Consider the following 19,184-nt stretch of genomic DNA (forward strand, 5'->3'; position numbering starts at 1 on the left):
ACGATGGCTAACCTATCGTGGCCCTTTGCTGTTGAGCGGCCTTTAACCGCCTTCCCTTAAACAACCTCATCAAGAGGCAGGTTATGCAAAAAATTCTCCTTCATCCTTCAGGCAAGGAAGTTGAATGTAAGCCAGGTGATACGGTTTTGGCCGCCCTGGAAAACTCCGGCTACGCTCTGCCTAATAACTGCCGCGCAGGCGCTTGCGGCGAATGCAAGGTCAAAGTGGTTTCTGGCCAGTTTGACCAAGGCATGGTATTGGACATGGCTTTGAGCCAAGAAGATCGCCGCGAAGGCTATGGCCTCATGTGTATGGCCAAGCCCATCTCTGAAGAGCTGGTTATTGAATGGGGCACCGATGATGCCAAGCCCAAGCTTTTCCCACCGCGTGAAAATCAGCGTTACATGGTGACTGAAATCACCCAGTGCACCCCACGCATCAAACAACTGCGCTTACGCCCCTTGGCGGCACCTATGCGCTTCTGGCCAGGGCAATATGTCACTCTCGGCGATCCTCGTGCAGGAGCCCCTGAGCGCTGCTACTCGATTGCCAACGCCCCACGCCCTGACGGTGAACTGGTACTGCAGATCACCCGTGTTGAGGATGGCAAAACCAGCAACTGGGTTCACAAGCAGCTGGAAATTGGCAGCATGGTCAAACTCAATGGCCCTTATGGCACCTTTATTGGTGATCCAGCCATGGAGACGCCAGTACTTTGTTTAGCCGCAGGTTCCGGCTTGGCACCTATTCTCTCTTTAGCTGAAGCGGCCTTGAAGCGTAGTTATCGCAAACCAGTCACTCTGATGTTTTCAGCGCGCACTGAAGAAGATCTTTATGAGCTGGGCAGCATGAAATACTGGGAAGCCAAGCATCGCAACTTTAACTACAAGCCCACTCTGACTGATGAAGAGAAAGAAGGCTACCTGCATGGCATCCTGCCTGATGTACTGCCTCAGCAGTTCAAGGATCTCTCCGAGCACAGCATCTTTATTTCCGGCAGCCCAGGCTTTGTCGACGCCTGTATAGAAGCCGTCAAAAAGCTGGGTGCCAAAGATGAAATGCTGCACACCGAAGGCTATTTTGATCAAGCACAACCACAAACCGCACCCGCAAGTCATCTGGTTTCTTGATCAACCAGCGGCTTCACCTCCGCTTTTCTGCCCGGCAACTGCCGGGCTTTTTATTCTCACTTGATGCACCGCACAAATCTATCAACCTAACTAGATTTTCTGTATCACGTTATTTCATTGATTCTAATCAATGAGCCTCCCTCAACCCCATTGACTATAGTCAATGAACTTTTTTTGGATTTTTATGCCTAAAATAACGTGATACACAAAATCAAGGGTTGCTATTCTTTTAAGTATCATATAAAACTAGCAACCAGCCTGGTCAGTTTAAGCAGGCCAACTAAACTTACAAGAAAACGTGAGCAAGCCCCGGAGGCCGAACATGTACGCTCAACTCGTAGAAACCGGCGTAAAACGCATTAAGACCTTGGAAGAAATGTCGCCTGAAGAGCGCAACTTTCAGGAAAAGATCGATGCCGAAGTCAAGATAGAGCCCAAAAACTGGATGCCCGAAGCCTATCGCAAGACACTCATCCGTCAAATTTCCCAACATGCCCACTCTGAAGTGGTTGGCATGCTGCCAGAAGGCAACTGGGTGACTCGCGCACCCACCCTGAAGCGCAAGCTGCAACTGATGGCTAAAATTCAAGATGAAGCCGGACACGGTCTTTATCTGTATAGCGCCATGGAAACCCTGGGTGCCAGCCGTGATGAAGAAATTCAAAAGCTGCACGAAGGCAAAGCCAAATACTCCAGCATCTTCAACTACCCCACCCTGAACTGGGCTGATATGGGTACTGTTGGCTGGCTGGTCGATGGTGCCGCTATCGTTAACCAGGTGGTTTTACAGCGGACGTCCTATGGCCCCTATTCACGCGCCATGATTCGTATCTGTAAAGAAGAAAGCTTCCACCAGCGTCAGGGCTATCAAATCCTATTGGACCTGATGCGTGAAGGTACGGAAGAGCAAAAACAAATGGTTCAGGATTCCATCAACCGCTTGTGGTGGCCTTCACTGATGATGTTTGGTCCTTCTGATGATCAATCACCCAACTCTCAGCAGTCCATGGCCTGGAAGATTAAACGCAAGAGTAATGACGAACTGCGTCAGATGTTTATTGACCAAACCGTTCCTCAGCTCGAATTCCTCGGCTGCACAGCGCCTGATCCCGATCTCAAGTGGAACGAAGAACGTGGCCACTATGATTTCGGTGAAATCGATTGGCAGGAATTCTATGACGTGCTCAAGGGCAACGGCCCCTGTAACCGTGAGCGCATCGAAACCCGTAAAAAAGCAATCGACGAAGGCACCTGGGTTCGCCAGGCCGCTAAAGCCTACGCCGAGAAACAACAACAAAAGCAGCAAGCTGCCTGATTTGGAGAAAAATAATGTCTGAATGGCCACTTTTTGAAGTTTTCGTCCGCAGTAAGCACGGTCTTAACCACAAGCATGTTGGTAGTGTGCATGCTGCCGACTCCCGCATGGCACTTGAAAATGCCCGCGATCTTTATACCCGTCGCAATGAGGGGGTAAGCATTTGGGTTGTACCTTCCAATAACATCACAGCCTCTTCGCCTGATGAAAAGGAGCCCTTGTTCGACCCTTCCCACGACAAGGTTTATCGTCACGCTTCTTTTTACAAGCTTCCTGACGAAGTCAACCAGATGTAAGGAGCCCTTTATGGACCAGCAACACGCTTTACAAGAATATCTGCTGCGCCTGGGTGACTCATCCATGATTCTCGGCCAGCGCCTCTGCGAGCTTTGTGGCAAAGCCCCAGCCGTAGAAGAAGAAATGGCCCTGATGAACGTGGCTCTGGATTTGGTCGGTCAGGCACGCAACTGGTATGAATATGCTGCCGAGCTGGAAGGCAAGGGTCGCAGTGCCGATGACCTGGCTTTCCGTCGTGACGCCCATGAATACCGCAACCTGCTGATGGTTGAGCAGCCTAATGGTGACTATGCCGTGACCATGGCGCGGCAGTTCTTCTATGACACCTGGCACTACTTCACCCTTCAGGGTCTTGCCAACTCTGCCGATGAACGGATTGCTGGCATTGCCTCTAAAGCCCTGAAAGAAGTGACCTATCACCTGCGCCGTTCCGCTGAATGGATCAAGCGTCTGGGCGATGGTACCGAAGAAAGTCACCAGCGCATGCAAGATGCTGTTGAGCTGCTCTGGCGTTTTACCGGTGAATTGACTACCGCTGATGAGGTGGATACCTCTTTGGAAGCTGCCGGTATTGCTCCCAACCAGCAGCAACTAGCCAGTGACTGGCAAGGCATGGTTAAGGAAGTGCTGACTGAAGCCACTCTAGAGCTTCAGCCTGAAGATGCCTGGATGTATATGGGCGGCAAGCAGGGCACGCACACCGAACACTTGGGCTTCATTCTGGCAGAAATGCAATTCCTGCCAAGGGCTTATCCCGATGCTACGACCTGGTAAACAGGCTCCTAAGCCTGCCGCTGTTCCCGGAACTGGCCACCTGCTGGCCAGTGACCGGTTACCGATGAATGCGTCCAGCGAACGCCTGACTGAGGACCAGCTGCTGGCTGTTCTTCAGGAGGTCAAAGACCCAGAAGTGCCTGTGGTCAGCGTGCTGGAGCTAGGTATCATTCGCAAGCTGGAATGGCGGGAAGAACAGCTGCGCGTGGAGGTCACTCCAACCTACTCCGGCTGCCCTGCAACCGAGCTGATTGAACAAATGATTCAACAGGCTCTGGAACAAGCAGGTGTTCGCCAGGTTGAAGTGGTCAGCGTACTGACGCCTGCCTGGACAACAGATTGGATCACAGAGGAAGGCCGCGAGAAACTGCGTGCTTACGGGATAGCCCCACCTCAAGGCAGCGCCAGCAAAATGAGTCTGCTGGGCCACTCGGAAGAGATCGTCTGCCCTCAGTGTGGAAGCCACAATACCCGGCAAATCAGTGAGTTCGGTTCGACAGCCTGCAAAGCGCTCTACCAGTGCCAGGATTGCCAAGAGCCTTTTGATTACTTTAAGTGTATCTAAGGCTTTAGCTGTATCTGCTATATCGGCTTGCGAGCACAACAACTATTTTAACGAGATGACTATGAGCCAATTTCATTCATTGACTGTAAAAGAGGTCAAACCGGAAACCCGGGATGCCGTATCTCTGGCTTTTGACCTGCCTGAGAGCCTGAAGGAAGACTTCAAGTTCATTCAAGGCCAGTACCTAACCCTTAGAACTGAGATCGATGGTGAAGACGTTCGCCGTAACTATTCTATCTGCACTGGTGTCAGTGATGGTGAACTGCGTGTTGCTGTTAAGAAAGTTCCCGGCGGCCGCTTTTCTACCTTTGCCAATGAGCAGCTAAAAGCGGGCCAGACGCTCGACGTCATGCCGCCCCAGGGTAACTTTTATACCCAGCTGAACCCTGAGCGTGAGGCCAGCTATCTGGCTGTTGCTGCAGGCAGTGGTATTACACCCATACTATCGATCATCAAAACCACTCTGGAAACCGAACCGAAAAGCAGCTTCACTCTGTTTTATGGTAACCGGGCCACTGGTGCAGCGCTTTTCCGTGAAGAACTGGAAGACCTGAAAAACCGCTATATCGATCGCTTCAACCTAGTCTTTGTATTCACCCGTGAGCAACAGGATATCGAGCTTTACAATGGCCGTATCGACAGCGACAAGTGTGATGCTCTTTTTGACCATTGGTTGAAAGCTTCTGATCTGGAAGCTGCCTTTATCTGTGGCCCTCAGGCCATGACCGAAACTGTGAGCTCTTCACTTGAGCGCCATGGCTTGGATAAAGCAAGAATCCATTACGAGCTCTTCACACCAGCAGGTGGTGCGCCGGTTGCACGTAAAGACCGTGCCGACATTCAGGTAGATCCTTCAGCTATCAGTAAAGTTACCGTGATTGCTGATGGCCGTGCCCTAGAGTTTGATCTGACACGCGATACCCAGAGCATCCTGGATGCAGGTAATGAGCAGGGAGCAGACCTGCCTTACTCTTGTAAAGCTGGCGTTTGCTCAACCTGCCGCGCTAAAGTTGTTGAAGGGGAAGTGGAGATGGATGCCAACCATGCCCTGGAAGACTATGAAATCGAAGCAGGTTATGTTCTTTCCTGTCAGTGTTATCCAATTTCTGACAAGGTCGTCCTCGACTACGATCAGTAACATCTTGGTAGCAAGCGGCCAGGGAAGGCCGCTGACTTCAATGAAATATCTTTGCCAAGGCCTGTTCCAACCGGGGGTAATGAAATTCAAAACCCGCCTGTTGCAAGCGCTTCGGCAACATCCGGTCACTGACCAACAACAGCTCCGCCATTTCTCCAAACATCAGTTTTAACACTGGCGCTGGCATAGGCATAAACGCGGGACGTTTCAGCGCCTTGCCCAAACAGCGGGTAAATTCAGCGTTGGTTACCGGCTGAGGCGCACTGGCATTAAAGACACCCTGCTGCTCTGGGTTTTCCAACAACCAGAGGTAGATACGCGCCATATCTTCCCGATGAATCCAGGGAAACCAGTGCTGACCTGAACCCAGAGGGCCACCCAGGCCCAGTTTAAAAGCAGGCAACATTTTTGCCAAAGACCCGCCACCCTGATCCAAAACCACGCCGGTTCTAACCAAACAAACACGCGCACCCAACTGCTCAGCTTCCAACGCTGCTTTTTCCCAGGCAGCACATAGATCATGGGTAAAACCGGAGGTAGGCGGGGTTTCTTCAGTGACTTCCCGATTACCCTGTTCACCGTAATAACCAACAGCTGAGGCTGAAATCAGCACTCTGGGCGGCTTATCCTGAGCCGTCATCCACTTGACCAGTTGTTGCGTTGTATTAACGCGTGAAGAGATCAGTTCTTTCTTGCGTGCCTCACTCCAACGCTTATCAGCTATGCCTGCCCCGGCCAAATTAATCACCGCATCGATTGAGTTTTTTTCTATCTCACTCAGTTGATTCACAAAGTGAGAAGTACCTTCGGGTAGACGTGGCTTAAGTTGGCGCGTCCAGACCCAAGGTTCATGCCCCTGCTCAACAAGTAGACGACAGAGCGTCTGGCCAATAAAACCTGTTGCGCCACTCACTAAAACTCGCATAATTTTTTCCCCTTCAATTTATACCCTAACTATACAATACTTGAACAAATGCAAAAGCACTACTAAGATAGGAGTATTCTTTCACTATAGCTGAAAAGGCTGCTACCCAATCCATGACTCCTGCTTCTATTGCCATCATTGGTGCCGGCCTGGCTGGCCTCTCCTGCGCTCAGCAGCTGACTGGCGCCGGTATTAAAACCTGCCTGTTTGATAAGGCGCGAGGGCCTGGCGGTCGACTTTCAAGCCGCAGGCGGTCAGAGCTAACCTTTGATCTGGGCGCTCAGTACTTAACGGCTAGCAGCACAGCTTTCGAGCAACAGTTACTGGAATGGCAGCAACAGGGCTGCATCCTGCCCTGGCCAGTAACAAGTCAGCAGCCAGCTTGGGTTGCAACACCTCGGATGAGCGCACTTAGCCGTCATCTCAGCCAAAGCCTGATATTGCATACCCAAACCAGAATTCAGCGTTTGCTCGCTCAACCTGAAAATCTTTGGGTTCTCGTTGATGAAGCCAATAACCATTGGGGGCCTTTCACGCATTTGGTGATTGCAACACCAGCAACTCAAGCCAAGGCTTTGGTCGTGGATTTCCCCGAACTAACGGCAACACTGAGTGACGCTGAAGAAGAGCCAAAGTGGGTCGCTTACTTTGCTCTAACTGAGCAATTAACTCCAGAGCACCCCGTATACCAACCCCATGAGGGGCCCTTGCAACGCGCCACCCTGCTCAATGCCAAGCCAGGTCAGGCAACCAATTTACAGCGCTGGGTTGTCGAAGCCACTCCAGAGTGGAGCCAGGAACAAGTAAACGCAAGCCCAGAAGGGGTTGCTGAGCTTTTGTATAAGGAATGGCTTAAGGAACTGAACCTTAAAGCCCCTGAAAAACCCTTAATTCTTGAAGCACATCGCTGGCTATACGCACAGACCCAAAAGCCACTTGAAAAAGATTTTCTAGTAGCAGATAACCAGCAAGTCTTTGTTTGTGGTGACTATTGTCGAGGGCAAAGCCTGGAAGCAGCCTGGCAGTCAGGAACACAACTGGGAAAGGTCTTGCGAAAGACTATACAATAGTTATACCCTTGATATCTGAAGGGATAGTAACTTAAATCCGAGTAAAGCCTTATGAACAAACAGGTAAGCAGCATGACACTAGCCGAAGAACAGGGTGCCAGCCCTCTATACCCGATTCGCGAAGTCTCGCGACTGACCGGCGTCAACACTGTCACCCTGCGCGCCTGGGAAAGACGCTACGGCCTAATATGCCCGCAACGCACTCCGAAAGGGCACCGCCTTTATTCCGGCGAAGACATCGATACCATTCGCAAGGTGCTTCAATGGCTAGATAAGGGTGTCGCTGTGAGCCAAGTCGGTGATCTGCTAGACCAGCCTCTGCAAACATCAATGGAAACTTCAGTTGAAGGAGACTGGGCCGATCTGCATAGCCAATTGATTCGCTGCTTGGAACAGCAAGATGAAGAGCAGCTGGATCAACTCTATTGCCAGCTTTTGTCCAGTTGGTCGGGCAGTCAACTGAATCAGGAATTGCTGATACCTTTGGCTAAACAATTAGCACCCACTTCAGCTGCCGCCGCCCTGCTGGCCCGCTATCTACGCACACGCCTAGGCGAACGCTTTTATCATCGCCGCACCAGCCTGGCTGGTTCACGCATCCTGCTCTTGCCGTTAAGCCAAACCCCTACTCCTGATTGGAATCTACTCGGTGCTCTCCTGGCCTTAGTTGATCTGGATTTCAAAGTTTCCTGGCTGGATACAGTAGTTGACCAAAAAGCCATCCTGCAACTTCTGAATCTGCACAAACCGCGACTGCTGTTGGTCACCAATCCCGAGGCAGCCGAAACCACCTGGCTTCAAAAAAGCTGTTGTGAGAAGAACCTGCCTCTGGCTCAGATTGGCGGCTCCACGAGTGACCAACTGCCCTGCCTTGAAAAGCCTGATTCCCACCAGCTGCATCTATTGATTCAGGGTAAACAGGTTGATGAGAGCTAATGCCCAAGCAGCTGATCTGGTTTCGGGCTGACCTGCGTTGTCATGATAACCCGGCTTTTTGGGAAGCCGCGCAAGCTGCCCGAGAAGCACAACAACCACTCCTTGCCGTTTTTATCATCACCCCTCAGCAGTGGCTCGCTCATGGCCTGGGCAGCAACCAGGTTGGCTTTTTACTGCGCAACCTTGCGCAGCTAGGCCAACAGCTCTCCCAGTTGAACATTCCCTTAAAACTTCTTAATACACCGGATTTTTCCAGTCTGCCCAAATGCCTTGTCGACTTCTGCAAGGAACAAGAGGTGCAGCGGGTCTATTATAATCAACAGCTGGAGTGGAATGAGCGCCAGCGCGATCAGGCCGTTAATCAAAGCCTGCACCAAGAGGGGATTACTTCAGCCAGCTTTGAAGACCAGGTTATTTTTCCACCGGGGCAACTACGAACCGGCAAAGGGGATTACTACACTGTTTTTACTCCCTTCTACCGTAAATGGCTCGGCCAACTTAACCCCCAGCAGCTAACAACTCTGCCTTGTCCAGCGCCTCAGCCCCAGACGCATCTAACCAGTGACCCTGTGCCTGAGCAGCTCGAAGAGTTTCCGCCCCATCCCTATTACCAGCAGGTGCAAAGCCTTTGGCCCGCTGGAGAAGCCGCCGCACTCCAGCAGCTTGATGACTTCATCAACCAAGCGCTTGATCACTATGCTCAAGCCCGTGACTTTCCTGCCCAGCCCGGTACGAGCAGTCTTTCACCCTGGTTAGCCCTAGGTGTTCTTTCTGCCCGCCAGTGTCTCGCTGCTGCCTGGCAGGCAACCCAAGGGCGCCTTGCCAGCAAAGATACCGGAGCAGGTGTTTGGACTTCGGAACTCATCTGGAGGGAGTTTTACCGGCATCTTCTGGTTGGTTTTCCACGCGTCAGTCGAGGCCGCGCCTTTAAACCCGAAACCGAAAAGCTGGCCTGGCGTTCTCTGAATAATCCCGAAGTCCAGCAGCAATTTCAGGCCTGGCAAGAAGGACGCACTGGGTTTCCACTGGTCGATGCCGCCATGCGTCAACTGGTAGCAACCGGGTGGATGCACAACCGTTTGCGCATGCTGACAGCTATGTTTCTGAGCAAACACCTACTGATCGACTGGCGTGAAGGTGAAAGCTTTTTTATGAAGCAGCTGATGGATGCGGACTTAGCCAGCAACAATGGTGGCTGGCAGTGGGCCGCTTCAACCGGTACCGATGCCGTCCCCTATTTTCGTATCTTCAACCCTTACAGCCAATCCAAGCGTTTTGATCCTGAAGGGGATTTTATTCGCCACTGGCTACCTGAACTCAAGCACCTCAACAGCAAGCAGATCCATCAACCTCCTGTGGATAAAGCAGACCTCTTTACCGAATCCAGTTACCCACAACCCATCATCGACCTCAAATCAGCCCGAGAAAGAGTCCTGCAGGCTTTTCAAGCGATCAAGAACTGAGCTTGCCTGTGGTAATCTTTGATCTTAAATCTGCTGGTGCAATAAAAACATCCTTCTTACCCAGGCGCACTCTGCGCAACAATCGAAAAGGTTCTACCAGGGTTAGCAAATCCGTTCGGGCGGTCTGGTAAACCACGGCATGAGCCTGTTGGTGTTCCTTGATGGTGTACTCATGCCCTGGGTGTTTAAGTGCATGCTCCAGAAGTGCCAACTGCCGGGAATTCAGCTGACCTTGTAGACGTGAGCCTGTCAAAACCTCTTCAGATTCACGCAGTGCCTGCATTTTTTCGGCCAGCCAAGCGTGCAGATCCGTAATCGCCTGTTGGATCACCGTCAACTGATGATCCATAAAATAAGTCAAATCCAGATCATCCGTTTCCGTATAGAGATAGGCTTTCATATACTGACCTGGAGCCTGCTTAATGACTCGGGAAATGGAGACATACTCCATCAGCCAATAATCTGCTCGCGCCATTACCCAATAAAACAAGGCTCTGGCAGTACGACCATTACCATCCACGAAAGGATGGTCATAGCCAACCATAAAGTGCACGATAATGGCGCGCAGAACGGGTGGAATATATTCATCCTCGGCTTCGCCTTCAGCATTGGCGAAAGCACACAAAGCCTTCAACCTAGCTTCCAGTTCACCAGCAACTGGAGGCACATGAAGAAGCTGATCATCCTTCGAGAAAACACAAATATCATCTTCAGATGATCTGAAGCGTCCAGCCTTATTCTGATCATCCTCTTCCAGGGTTCCTTCGGTCAAAATGCGGTGCAGTTCGAAAACCAGGGATGGGGTCAGGGGTTCATCACGATACTCACGAATAAAGCGCATGGCCTGATAGTTATTGATGATCATCTGTTCCGAAAGGTCTTTTGCTTTACGTCCGCTGCGTAACAGCTCCTTGGCAACCCGTCGAGTGGTCGAAGCACCTTCCAGTTGACTGGAATTGATGGACTCTTCTATCAGGCTGTTGATCAAATACTGCTGGCGGGTTTTAGGATCCCGCACCCGTGAGTCCCCTTCAATCGAACCTGTCGCCTGCTCACTGATCCACAAAAGCCTGCGCATCAAAGTTTCAGGAATACAGAAGACAAAGGGCTGGCCTGCTTTATCTTTTAGTGGGATAGGACGATAGAGCCGCTTTCGAGTCTGTTTGATAGCAGCCCAATAGACTTCGGGTGTCATGCCCTCCGGGGGCACCAGATGCCTGAGCTTATCCCAGTGCAAATAACGGCCTTTTACATCACCTGGCCCCAAGGGCTTGGCAACCAGTTGCATGAGCTGAGATCCACTCAAGGCCGGAAGCAGCACATTCAGATCAGGAGGAGGGGAAGGCAATTTCATAACCAGACACTCTCTTATACTAAAAATTATAAAATTAGTATAAGAGAGCCGCCTCGCTCTTGCTACTAAATTTTATTAAATTAGTAGCAAATGAAAGCCGAAAATCAAACCTTCTTGACGAACTCAGATTTCAGCTTCATGGCACCCACGCCATCAATTTTGCAATCAATATCGTGGTCACCCTCAACCAGGCGAATGTTTTTGACCTTGGTGCCCACCTTGACCACGGATGAAGAGCCTTTGATTTTCAAATCTTTGATGACGCTGACCGTGTCACCATCTGCCAGTGGATTACCATTGGCATCCTTAATAACTTTCACTGCTTCAGTAGTAGCCACTGCATCCTTGGACCATTCATGGCCACATTCAGGGCAGACATATTGGATGCCATCATCATAGGTGTATTCAGACCCACATTCGGGACAGGCTGGAAAACTGCTCATAAAGTAAGCCTTATAGGTTGAGTCACTAGGCCGGAAGATCCTGTTGGTTATGTTGAAACAGGGATCGCCAGTAATAGTTTTCATTGGACAGGATATTGGTGGCTGCTTCTACCAGCTCTCGTAACTGTTGGGTTCTTTGCCAGTTGGATGCTCTGGCAGCCAGGTGTTCGTGCAGCTCAAAAGCTTCTTTTAAGGTAGTCAGCTCTCGCCAGACTTGAGCAGCCATAGAGGAAACCCGCACCACCTCATTCTGACTGAGAATCCCATGAATGGCCGCACCCCAGGCTGGGAAGAAAGCCGTAAAAATCAGGATCGCTGGCAGAGTCAGGAAAAAGTGCACAGTGACTGCAACAAAAGTCAGGGTGAAAAGACCAAAAGCCAGACGGTGTAGATAGGTATGCTCGCGATGCAGGTGATGATAACTACTGTGATAATAGTGGCGATGTTCTTCCAGCACTGCGCGGATGTATTGCAGCGTCTCGGTATTATGCTCGGTCATCGCGTAAATGGGTTGGCCTGATGCACAGCGTGGCAGGCCCTCGGCAATTAACACCCTTTGCAAAATCCAGGCTTCGGCTGACTTGAGTTTTATCTCTCTGCGCCCCTTTTCGACCACCGGCTCCCAAATAGGCGTGGAATAACTGGAAGGCAAAACCAGCAGTGGGTAACCCAGACGCAGATAGCGCACCTGTTCAGCAATAAAGCGAAAACTCATCCAACGCCCATGAAAATTACGGAAACGTGATTGCAGCACCCGACGCACGATGAAATGTAAAAGAATAAATTCCAGAAATACCCAGATAAAAGGCACGCCGCTACTGGGCGCTGGCCAAAGATGAATAGCACCGGCCACAGCACAAAAAACCGCAAAGGCAGCAGCATAGTAAATCAACCAGGTATCATCTCGATAGCGGGTGGAAAAAACCCTGGCCTGGGTATCTGACCAATTAAAAATCTCTGCCAGATCCGGCTCTTTAATAGGGTTGCTGGCATCGGTCAGCCCTTCAGAGCTGATTCCTTGATAACCCTGATTGCAAGGGGGTTGAAAGAGGGACCTGATAGCAGAACCCAGATCCAGCTTGGCAAGATTGGAAAAAAAACCATGAGCGCGACTGACGATGCGCTCCTGACGGCTATAACGACGTACCTCGGTATGCAGAATTTCCACCAAGCGCAGCGGCTGACTTTTTTGCGGCGGGTTGAGCATAATATTCAGCCACAGCCAGCTGCCCTTGATCCATTCCATAACCGGGAGCGGGCGTTCCGAGGCTTGCTGACGCCAGCCACGCTTAAAACACCACCAGTAAACCCATTGCAAAAGATAGCGGGATACAGAGCGCTGTTGCTCAATACGTTTTAACAATGCAGCTTCAGCATTATTTTTTTCCAGCGCTGGCCGAAAAGGTGCCAGAAGCATTTCCATCCATTGCTGCAAGCGCTGCTGAGTCACCGGAGCATCCAGGGGCAGCTCATCAAAAACCTGAAGAAGCAGATCCGCATTACAGCCCAGCACTTCAATTTCAGTAATCCAGGCATCAGTTAGCAGTTGAAAATCCAACCAAAAAATCTTGGGTTCCAGTGCATCAACCGGCAGATAAAGCAGACAAACCGGCGTTCGCCGCAAAAGTGCTTCACGAATCATCAGCGAAGCCCCACTTTGCAGGTAACCCGGCTCGTCACCATCCCAAACCGCTATCAGTAGATCGCTAAAGCTTAAAGCCAAACGGTCTCTCAGGCGGTAATTACTTTCACTAAGATCGCCCTTGCCTTCTTCCGGCTGCATTTGCATGGCAACCCCTCGGGCAGCCTTGGGAGCATCTACTGCAACCTGGCTGGCTCGGGGCAAGAGATAATCCAGCTCATAGCCACAGGGTTCAGCCAGCTTGGCCGCCAAGGCATCGGTTCCTGTCGCTGAGCCAGTAATCATACGACAGCGGGGGGTTAAATCCGCATAGATCCCATCAACCGATGCAAAGCTAGTCTCAGCGGCCTGCTTTAGTGTTGTTAATAACTGCTGTAACTGAGATTCCAGAGCTTGCCAGCGGGCCTGCTTAGCCTCTGGAGTCTGCCCATCAGGTTCTAAACGGGCCTGACGATGGCCCGCCACTGCAACACTAAAAACAGGCTGCAATTGCGGCACCTGGGATTCGGGCATAGCCAAACTTCCTTATTTTATAAGCCAGCCTCTGTCCTTAAGAGTTCCGCCTTGTCGGTTTTCTCCCACGGGAAGGCTGTAAAGGTTTCAGTAAATGCCTTGCCTTCAGTATCTGTCCAACTGTAGCTGCTTTCAAAAGGTTCACGACCCAGATGCCCGTAAGCAGCCGTCAATTGATACATGGGATGGAGCAGATCCAGCATCCGCGTAATGGCATAGGGACGCAGATCAAAGTGCTGACGGATCAATTTGGTAATCACCTCGTCACTCACCTTGCCCGTGCCAAAGGTGTTTACAGACACAGAGGTGGGTTCAGCCACACCGATTGCATAAGAAACCTGGATTTCGCAGCGATCAGCAATGCCCGCAGCCACCAGATTTTTTGCGACATAGCGGCCAGCATAGGCAGCAGAACGATCTACCTTGGAAGGGTCTTTACCAGAAAAAGCACCACCGCCGTGACGCGCCATGCCACCGTAGGTATCAACGATAATCTTGCGCCCGGTCAGACCACAGTCACCCACAGGGCCACCAATCACAAATTTGCCGGTGGGGTTAATATGGAACTGGGTATCCTTGTGCAGGAACTCGGCGGGTAGCGTTTGCTTAACAATCAGCTCCATTACCGCTTCTTTCAAATCTTTTTGCGAAACTTCAGGGTTATGCTGAGTGGACAAAACCACCGCATCAATACCCACTACCTTGCCATTTTCATAGCGACAGGTGACCTGGCTCTTGGCATCCGGGCGCAGCCAATTCAACAGGCCGCTCTTGCGTGCTTCAGCCTGACGCTCAACCAGACGATGGGCAAAGGTAATGGGCGCAGGCATCAAAACATCGGTTTCATTGGAAGCATAACCAAACATCAAGCCCTGATCACCTGCACCCTGATCTTCAGGCTTTTGCCGATCGACACCCTGGGCAATATCCACCGACTGCTTGCCGATAATATTGATGACCCCACAAGTATCACCATCATAGCCAACGTCAGAAGATGTGTAACCAATCTCTTTGATAACACCGCGTACCAGGTCTTCCAGATCCACCCAGGCGTTGGTGGTAATTTCACCGCCAACGACTGCCACACCCGTTTTCACCAGCGTTTCACAGGCAACACGAGCCTGCTTGTCACGCGCCAGCAAAGCATCCAAAACAGCATCGGATATCTGGTCAGCCAGTTTGTCGGGATGACCTTCGGAAACAGATTCGGAGGTAAATAGGGCGTACTCGCTCATAATGGCCTGAGGCTCCTGATGGCTTATTGAATAATAAAGACATTCTAACCATGCAATGCCTAGCTTGCACATGAAAATAAGCCAAGATCAGTTGAAGTTTGCTACTGAAGGGAAGATGCGGGAAAATAGCGCCCAAATTATTTGATCCCTTCAGAGCAAACACCCCTAGGTGAGGAGAGCAACACCCATGACTTCCCGTTTTGATCGTGCCAATGCCATACGTGCGCTGGCCATGGACGCCGTACAGCAAGCCAAATCTGGCCACCCCGGTGCACCCATGGGCATGGCAGACATTGCCGAAGTGCTGTGGAATGACTACCTGAAACACAACCCGCAGAACCCGAACTGGGCTGATCGTGACCGTTTTGTGCTCTCCAATGGTCACGGTTCCATGCTGATTTACTCGCTCTTACACCTGTCCGGTTACGACCTGTCCATTGACGATCTGAAAAACTTCCGTCAACTGCACAGCAAAACCCCAGGCCACCCAGAATACGGCTACACCCCAGGCGTTGAAACCACCACTGGCCCCTTGGGTCAGGGCCTGGCTAACGCTGTGGGCATGGCGCTGGCTGAAAAAACTCTGGCAGCACAATTTAATCGCCCCCACCATGAGATCGTGGATCACCACACCTACTGCTTTTTAGGTGATGGCTGCCTGATGGAAGGTGTTTCCCATGAAGTTTCTTCCCTGGCGGGCACTCTGGGCCTAGGCAAGCTGATTGCCTTCTATGACGACAATGGCATTTCCATTGATGGTGAAGTGGAAGGCTGGTTTACCGACAACACCGCTCAGCGCTTTGAAGCCTACAACTGGCAGGTACTGAAGGTTGACGGCCACAAGCCAGATGAAATCAAAGCTGCAATTGAGACTGCCCGTCAGGAAGAAGAGCGCCCCACGCTGATTATCTGCAAAACCATCATCGGTTTTGGTTCGCCCAACAAGGGCGGTAAGGAAGATTGTCACGGTGCCCCTTTGGGTGACGACGAAATTGCCCTGACCCGCAAGGAGCTGGGCTGGGATCATGGCCCCTTTGAAATTCCTGAAGACATCGCCGCCGAGTGGAATGCCCAGGAAAAAGGCCAACAAGCAGAGCAAGCCTGGAAAGACAAGTTTGCTGCTTACCAAAAGGCGCATCCAGAATTAGCCGCTGAATTCCAGCGCCGCATTCAGGGCGACCTACCCGCCAACTTTGCTGAGAAAACCAGCCAGTACATTAAAGACCTGCAGGAAAAGGGCGAAACCGTCGCTAGCCGCAAGGCCAGCCAGAATGTTCTTAACGAGCTGGCTCCTGAACTGCCGGAACTGCTGGGTGGCTCGGCTGACCTGGCCCCCTCTAACCTGACTTTCTGGAAGGGTGCCCAGGCCATTACCCGCGAAGATGCCTCCGGCAACTATGTGCACTATGGCGTGCGCGAGTTTGGTATGGCTGCAATCATCAATGGTGTCGCTCTGCACGGTGGCTTTATTCCCTACGGTGCAACCTTCCTGATCTTTATGGAATACGCCCGTAATGCCCTGCGCATGGCCGCGCTGATGAAACAGCAGCACATTGAAGTCTTCACCCATGACTCCATTGGCCTGGGTGAAGATGGCCCCACCCACCAGCCGATTGAACAGCTCGCCAGCCTGCGCGGCACCCCCAACATGAGCGTCTGGCGTCCTGCGGATGCGGTAGAAACTGCCGTGGCCTGGCAGTCTGCTTTACAACGCAAGGATGGCCCCACCGCACTGATCTTCTCGCGTCAGGGGCTACCCCACCAGCAAAGGGATGCCAACCAGCTGGCCAACATTGCCCGTGGTGGTTACATCCTCAAAGACTGTGACGGTGAACCCGAAGCCATCATGATCGCTACCGGCTCTGAAGTCGGCCTTGCCATGCAAGCCGCTGAACAGCTTAGCGCCCAAGGCAAAAAAATCCGCGTGGTCAGCCTGCCGTCTACCGATGTTTTTGAACAGCAGGATGCCGCCTACCGTCAGCAGGTTCTGCCTGCCGAAGTCGGCACCCGCGTTGCTATCGAAGCATCCCACAAGGACTGGTGGTACAAGTATGTTGGTCTGGAAGGGGCTGTTATCGGCATGGAAACCTTTGGTGAATCGGCACCCGCAGGACAGCTCTTCGAAGAGTTTGGCTTCACCGTTGAGAACGTCGTTTCAACCGTGGAAGAACTGCTGGAAAGTATTGATGACTGAAGGTTAAGTCATCACTAAACAGCTGAAATAAAAAACGGGGCCCTGGATTACTCAAATCCAGGGCCCCGTTTTTTATACCGAGTACACATCAGCCGATTAGGCGGTATATTTGACTCATCCTCGTACCTTGCTGACTCCTGGGAAATAGACACAATTGAAAGGTCAGCCCAACCCTTGCCCAAGCAATGCGTATGCATTACGCTTAATAAATTACTTTTGCATTACCTACAGAGGTGCTGGCCATGGGCACAATTCTTGAAGAAAACTCCACCCTGACGGATCGTTATCAAACGACGGTGCCAGCTTCAGTGCGCCGTGCGCTAAACCTCCAGCGCCGTGACCAGATTCACTACACGATTCGCGACAATGGAGAAGTCGTCCTTTCGCGCGCACAGCCTGAATCTGACCCAGTAGTTACTCAGTTTCTGGCCTTTCTGGAAAGTGACATGCAAGAGCACCCTGAGCAGCTTCGGGCAGTAACGACACACACTCTGGCTGAAGCCGAGCAGCTAACAGCAGGTATTGAGGTCAATCTTGACGAGGCTTTACCGGAAGATGATGACGAGCTATGAGCCAGCCCCTGAAAATCAATGGCTGGACCATCTACGCACACCCCCTCTTTCTGGAGCAGGTTGAACGGCTAAAGAATCAGGTCAAACGTCTTAAAGACAAAGACCCGGAAGGCTATCGTAAAAAATCAGCCAGCAAACGCCTGGCTGCGATCATCAAGCTGGCCTTGCATGATATTCCCCAGGACCCAGCGGGCGCTCAATATCGTCAAGGTCATACGCTGGGAGCAGGCCACACGCATTGGCACCGCGCCAAATTTTTCCAGCAGTATCGCTTGTTCTTTCGCTATGATCTGGAAAGCAAAATCCTTATTTATGCCTGGGTTAATGATGACAAAACCAAGCGCGCCTTCGAGAGCAAGCAGGATGCTTATACTGTTTTTTACAAAATGCTGAAAAATGGCAACCCACCGAATAGCTGGGCTCAACTAAAGGCAGAGGCTGCTTCTGAGAGCGAAAACGCCAAAACAGTGCTTGCCGGTAAAAGCCAGTAACAGTTTACTTATAAATACTATAGCGCCTACTCCGCCCGCCACCGGGCAGTGGCTGCAAGCAGCCTTTTTCCACCAGGTCGCTCAAATCACGGGTTGCTGTGGCTTTACTGACTTTAGCCAGGGACTGGTATTTGCGGGCATTGATGCCTTCTTGAAATTCTTCACCGGCGGTATCCAGCAGGCGGTTCAGCACCTTGATTTGCCGCTGGTTCAATAGCGTCTGGGCGTGGGCCTGCCAGAAACGGGACTTTTCCAATACTCGATCCACTCGTATCAGCGCCTGCTCCAGGGCTTCCTTCAGGGTGTCGATAAACCAGATCAGCCAAGCAGTGATATCCAGTTCCCCTTTCTGGGTTCGCTCCAGGTAAGTGTAGTAATCAGATCGTCTGGCCATAATGGCCGCGCTCAGGGAATAAAAACGCACCGATTGACCTTCGGCCTGCGCCAGCGCTCGATCTGTAACTGCGCGAGTAACACGGCCATTGCCGTCATCAAAGGGGTGGAGCGTGATCAACCAAAGGTGAGCAATAGCAGCTCTTAGCAGTCGGTCCAGGTCTGCGGGCGGCTGATTGAACCAATCAATAAAGCGGTCGAGTTCTGCATCCAAACGACTGCGTGGTGGTGCCTCAAAATGAACAGTAGGGCGATCTAGGCGGCCTGAGACCACCTGCATAGGCTGCTCGCCCCGCAAGTCACCAACACGAATTTTCGATACCAACCCTGCCCCTTCAGGAAAAAGCTGGGCTTGCCAGCGGCAGAGTAGCTCAATAGAGAGAGGGGCTTCGGGCTGATGGGTTGCTTCCAATAGCAGCTGCACCAGAGACTCGGATTCCGGGGTGGTTCTGCCGGTTAGACCCGCTTTTTCCAGGCCCAGGTGCCGAGCAACCGAAGACCGCACCGAACCCACATCCAGATGTTCACCTTCAATCTCACTGGTACGAATAGCATTCTGAATCAGGGCATCCATTTCTACATCCAGATCCACTGCACCAGGAGCCGCTTGGGTCAGCCCTAAAAGCCGACCCTGCAGCAGCCGGATTTCATCAAGGCGCGGCTTGAGGGCCCTTTCATCCCATCGGAATTGAGGCCAGTCCTGTTTTTCCCAAATATACATGAGCCGAATACAC

The 19,184-nt window shown here is 51.7% G+C and carries 18 protein-coding genes; 12 read left to right on the forward strand and 6 right to left on the reverse strand.

Annotated features, from left to right (window positions below; genetic code table 11):
- Window positions 1-83: 83 nt before the first annotated feature.
- From BM185_RS10380 to paaE, 6 genes are all read left to right on the forward strand, one after another.
- The gene (locus tag BM185_RS10380) at window positions 84-1,130 is read left to right on the forward strand and encodes a 2Fe-2S iron-sulfur cluster-binding protein (RefSeq protein ID WP_091963160.1); all 1,047 of its coding nucleotides are present in this window, start codon (window positions 84-86) and stop codon (window positions 1,128-1,130) included.
- Between the two features lie 322 nt (window positions 1,131-1,452).
- Window positions 1,453-2,445: a 1,2-phenylacetyl-CoA epoxidase subunit PaaA gene (gene paaA, locus BM185_RS10385; protein ID WP_091963163.1), complete on the forward strand. Its 993-nt coding sequence runs from the start codon at window positions 1,453-1,455 to the stop codon at window positions 2,443-2,445.
- A gap of 14 nt (window positions 2,446-2,459) precedes the next feature.
- Window positions 2,460-2,741, forward strand: coding sequence for a 1,2-phenylacetyl-CoA epoxidase subunit PaaB (gene paaB, locus BM185_RS10390; protein ID WP_091963166.1), 282 nt, complete (start codon window positions 2,460-2,462; stop codon window positions 2,739-2,741).
- Window positions 2,742-2,751: 10 nt separating this feature from the next.
- On the forward strand, window positions 2,752-3,516 hold the full coding sequence (gene paaC, locus BM185_RS10395) for a 1,2-phenylacetyl-CoA epoxidase subunit PaaC (protein WP_091963170.1): 765 nt from the start codon (window positions 2,752-2,754) through the stop codon (window positions 3,514-3,516).
- Window positions 3,500-4,081, forward strand: coding sequence for a 1,2-phenylacetyl-CoA epoxidase subunit PaaD (gene paaD, locus BM185_RS10400; RefSeq protein WP_091963173.1), 582 nt, complete (start codon window positions 3,500-3,502; stop codon window positions 4,079-4,081). Before paaC ends, paaD begins: the two co-directional genes overlap by 17 nt.
- Window positions 4,082-4,142: 61 nt before the next feature.
- Window positions 4,143-5,219, forward strand: coding sequence for a 1,2-phenylacetyl-CoA epoxidase subunit PaaE (gene paaE / locus BM185_RS10405; protein WP_091963176.1), 1,077 nt, complete (start codon window positions 4,143-4,145; stop codon window positions 5,217-5,219).
- A gap of 37 nt (window positions 5,220-5,256) precedes the next feature.
- On the opposite strand, the gene BM185_RS10410 is transcribed toward paaE, so the two are convergent.
- Window positions 5,257-6,144: a TIGR01777 family oxidoreductase gene (locus BM185_RS10410; protein ID WP_091963179.1), complete on the reverse strand. Its 888-nt coding sequence runs from the start codon at window positions 6,142-6,144 to the stop codon at window positions 5,257-5,259.
- A gap of 113 nt (window positions 6,145-6,257) precedes the next feature.
- Between BM185_RS10410 and BM185_RS10415 the strand changes: the two genes are divergently transcribed.
- The 3 genes from BM185_RS10415 to phrB all read left to right on the forward strand — a co-directional run bounded on the left by BM185_RS10415 (window position 6,258) and on the right by phrB (window position 9,613).
- Window positions 6,258-7,214, forward strand: coding sequence for an NAD(P)/FAD-dependent oxidoreductase (locus BM185_RS10415; RefSeq protein WP_091963182.1), 957 nt, complete (start codon window positions 6,258-6,260; stop codon window positions 7,212-7,214).
- A gap of 72 nt (window positions 7,215-7,286) precedes the next feature.
- A complete protein-coding gene (locus tag BM185_RS10420; RefSeq protein ID WP_177203531.1) occupies window positions 7,287-8,150 on the forward strand; it encodes a MerR family transcriptional regulator in 864 nt (287 codons plus the stop codon).
- The gene (gene phrB, locus BM185_RS10425; protein WP_091963189.1) at window positions 8,150-9,613 is read left to right on the forward strand and encodes a deoxyribodipyrimidine photo-lyase; all 1,464 of its coding nucleotides are present in this window, start codon (window positions 8,150-8,152) and stop codon (window positions 9,611-9,613) included. The genes BM185_RS10420 and phrB overlap by 1 nt, the downstream gene beginning before the upstream one ends.
- Here the strand turns inward: phrB and BM185_RS10430 are convergent.
- From BM185_RS10430 to metK, 4 genes are all read right to left on the reverse strand, one after another.
- Window positions 9,603-10,967, reverse strand: a complete 1,365-nt coding sequence (locus BM185_RS10430) for a Fic family protein (protein ID WP_091963192.1) — start codon at window positions 10,965-10,967, stop codon at window positions 9,603-9,605. The two genes, phrB and BM185_RS10430, sit on opposite strands and share 11 nt — an antisense overlap.
- A 104-nt stretch (window positions 10,968-11,071) precedes the next feature.
- Window positions 11,072-11,410: a zinc ribbon domain-containing protein YjdM gene (locus BM185_RS10435; protein ID WP_091963196.1), complete on the reverse strand. Its 339-nt coding sequence runs from the start codon at window positions 11,408-11,410 to the stop codon at window positions 11,072-11,074.
- Window positions 11,411-11,435: 25 nt separating this feature from the next.
- Window positions 11,436-13,565, reverse strand: a complete 2,130-nt coding sequence (locus BM185_RS10440; protein WP_091963198.1) for a hypothetical protein — start codon at window positions 13,563-13,565, stop codon at window positions 11,436-11,438.
- A 17-nt stretch (window positions 13,566-13,582) separates the two neighbouring features.
- On the reverse strand, window positions 13,583-14,800 hold the full coding sequence (gene metK / locus BM185_RS10445; RefSeq protein WP_091963200.1) for a methionine adenosyltransferase: 1,218 nt from the start codon (window positions 14,798-14,800) through the stop codon (window positions 13,583-13,585).
- A gap of 187 nt (window positions 14,801-14,987) precedes the next feature.
- Here metK and tkt point away from each other — a divergent pair, with 187 nt between their 5' ends.
- From tkt to BM185_RS10460, 3 genes are all read left to right on the forward strand, one after another.
- A complete protein-coding gene (tkt, locus tag BM185_RS10450; RefSeq protein WP_091963203.1) occupies window positions 14,988-16,994 on the forward strand; it encodes a transketolase in 2,007 nt (668 codons plus the stop codon).
- Between the two features lie 242 nt (window positions 16,995-17,236).
- A complete protein-coding gene (locus BM185_RS10455) occupies window positions 17,237-17,566 on the forward strand; it encodes a type II toxin-antitoxin system PrlF family antitoxin (RefSeq protein WP_091963205.1) in 330 nt (109 codons plus the stop codon).
- Window positions 17,563-18,057: a type II toxin-antitoxin system YhaV family toxin gene (locus BM185_RS10460; protein WP_091963207.1), complete on the forward strand. Its 495-nt coding sequence runs from the start codon at window positions 17,563-17,565 to the stop codon at window positions 18,055-18,057. Before BM185_RS10455 ends, BM185_RS10460 begins: the two co-directional genes overlap by 4 nt.
- Window positions 18,058-18,061: 4 nt before the next feature.
- Here BM185_RS10460 and BM185_RS10465 read toward each other — a convergent pair whose 3' ends face one another.
- Window positions 18,062-19,171, reverse strand: coding sequence for a Fic family protein (locus BM185_RS10465; RefSeq protein ID WP_091963210.1), 1,110 nt, complete (start codon window positions 19,169-19,171; stop codon window positions 18,062-18,064).
- Between the last annotated feature and the right edge of the window lie 13 nt (window positions 19,172-19,184).

It is taken from the genome of Marinospirillum celere (assembly GCF_900112235.1).
Classification (GTDB): Bacteria; Pseudomonadota; Gammaproteobacteria; order Pseudomonadales; family Halomonadaceae; genus Marinospirillum; species Marinospirillum celere.

Excerpts from the sequence above, each read along its gene's own strand:
- BM185_RS10380 (WP_091963160.1), top strand. The coding sequence starts at position 84 with ATGCAAAAAATTCTCCTTCATCCTTCAGGCAAGGAAGTTGAATGTAAG.
- paaA (WP_091963163.1), top strand. The coding sequence starts at position 1,453 with ATGTACGCTCAACTCGTAGAAACCGGCGTAAAACGCATTAAGACCTTG.
- paaB (WP_091963166.1), top strand. The coding sequence starts at position 2,460 with ATGTCTGAATGGCCACTTTTTGAAGTTTTCGTCCGCAGTAAGCACGGT.
- paaC (WP_091963170.1), top strand. The coding sequence starts at position 2,752 with ATGGACCAGCAACACGCTTTACAAGAATATCTGCTGCGCCTGGGTGAC.
- paaD (WP_091963173.1), top strand. The coding sequence starts at position 3,500 with ATGCTACGACCTGGTAAACAGGCTCCTAAGCCTGCCGCTGTTCCCGGA.
- paaE (WP_091963176.1), top strand. The coding sequence starts at position 4,143 with ATGAGCCAATTTCATTCATTGACTGTAAAAGAGGTCAAACCGGAAACC.
- BM185_RS10410 (WP_091963179.1), bottom strand. The coding sequence starts at position 6,144 with ATGCGAGTTTTAGTGAGTGGCGCAACAGGTTTTATTGGCCAGACGCTC.
- BM185_RS10415 (WP_091963182.1), top strand. The coding sequence starts at position 6,258 with ATGACTCCTGCTTCTATTGCCATCATTGGTGCCGGCCTGGCTGGCCTC.
- BM185_RS10420 (WP_177203531.1), top strand. The coding sequence starts at position 7,287 with ATGACACTAGCCGAAGAACAGGGTGCCAGCCCTCTATACCCGATTCGC.
- phrB (WP_091963189.1), top strand. The coding sequence starts at position 8,150 with ATGCCCAAGCAGCTGATCTGGTTTCGGGCTGACCTGCGTTGTCATGAT.
- BM185_RS10430 (WP_091963192.1), bottom strand. The coding sequence starts at position 10,967 with ATGAAATTGCCTTCCCCTCCTCCTGATCTGAATGTGCTGCTTCCGGCC.
- BM185_RS10435 (WP_091963196.1), bottom strand. The coding sequence starts at position 11,410 with ATGAGCAGTTTTCCAGCCTGTCCCGAATGTGGGTCTGAATACACCTAT.
- BM185_RS10440 (WP_091963198.1), bottom strand. The coding sequence starts at position 13,565 with ATGCCCGAATCCCAGGTGCCGCAATTGCAGCCTGTTTTTAGTGTTGCA.
- metK (WP_091963200.1), bottom strand. The coding sequence starts at position 14,800 with ATGAGCGAGTACGCCCTATTTACCTCCGAATCTGTTTCCGAAGGTCAT.
- tkt (WP_091963203.1), top strand. The coding sequence starts at position 14,988 with ATGACTTCCCGTTTTGATCGTGCCAATGCCATACGTGCGCTGGCCATG.
- BM185_RS10455 (WP_091963205.1), top strand. The coding sequence starts at position 17,237 with ATGGGCACAATTCTTGAAGAAAACTCCACCCTGACGGATCGTTATCAA.
- BM185_RS10460 (WP_091963207.1), top strand. The coding sequence starts at position 17,563 with ATGAGCCAGCCCCTGAAAATCAATGGCTGGACCATCTACGCACACCCC.
- BM185_RS10465 (WP_091963210.1), bottom strand. The coding sequence starts at position 19,171 with ATGTATATTTGGGAAAAACAGGACTGGCCTCAATTCCGATGGGATGAA.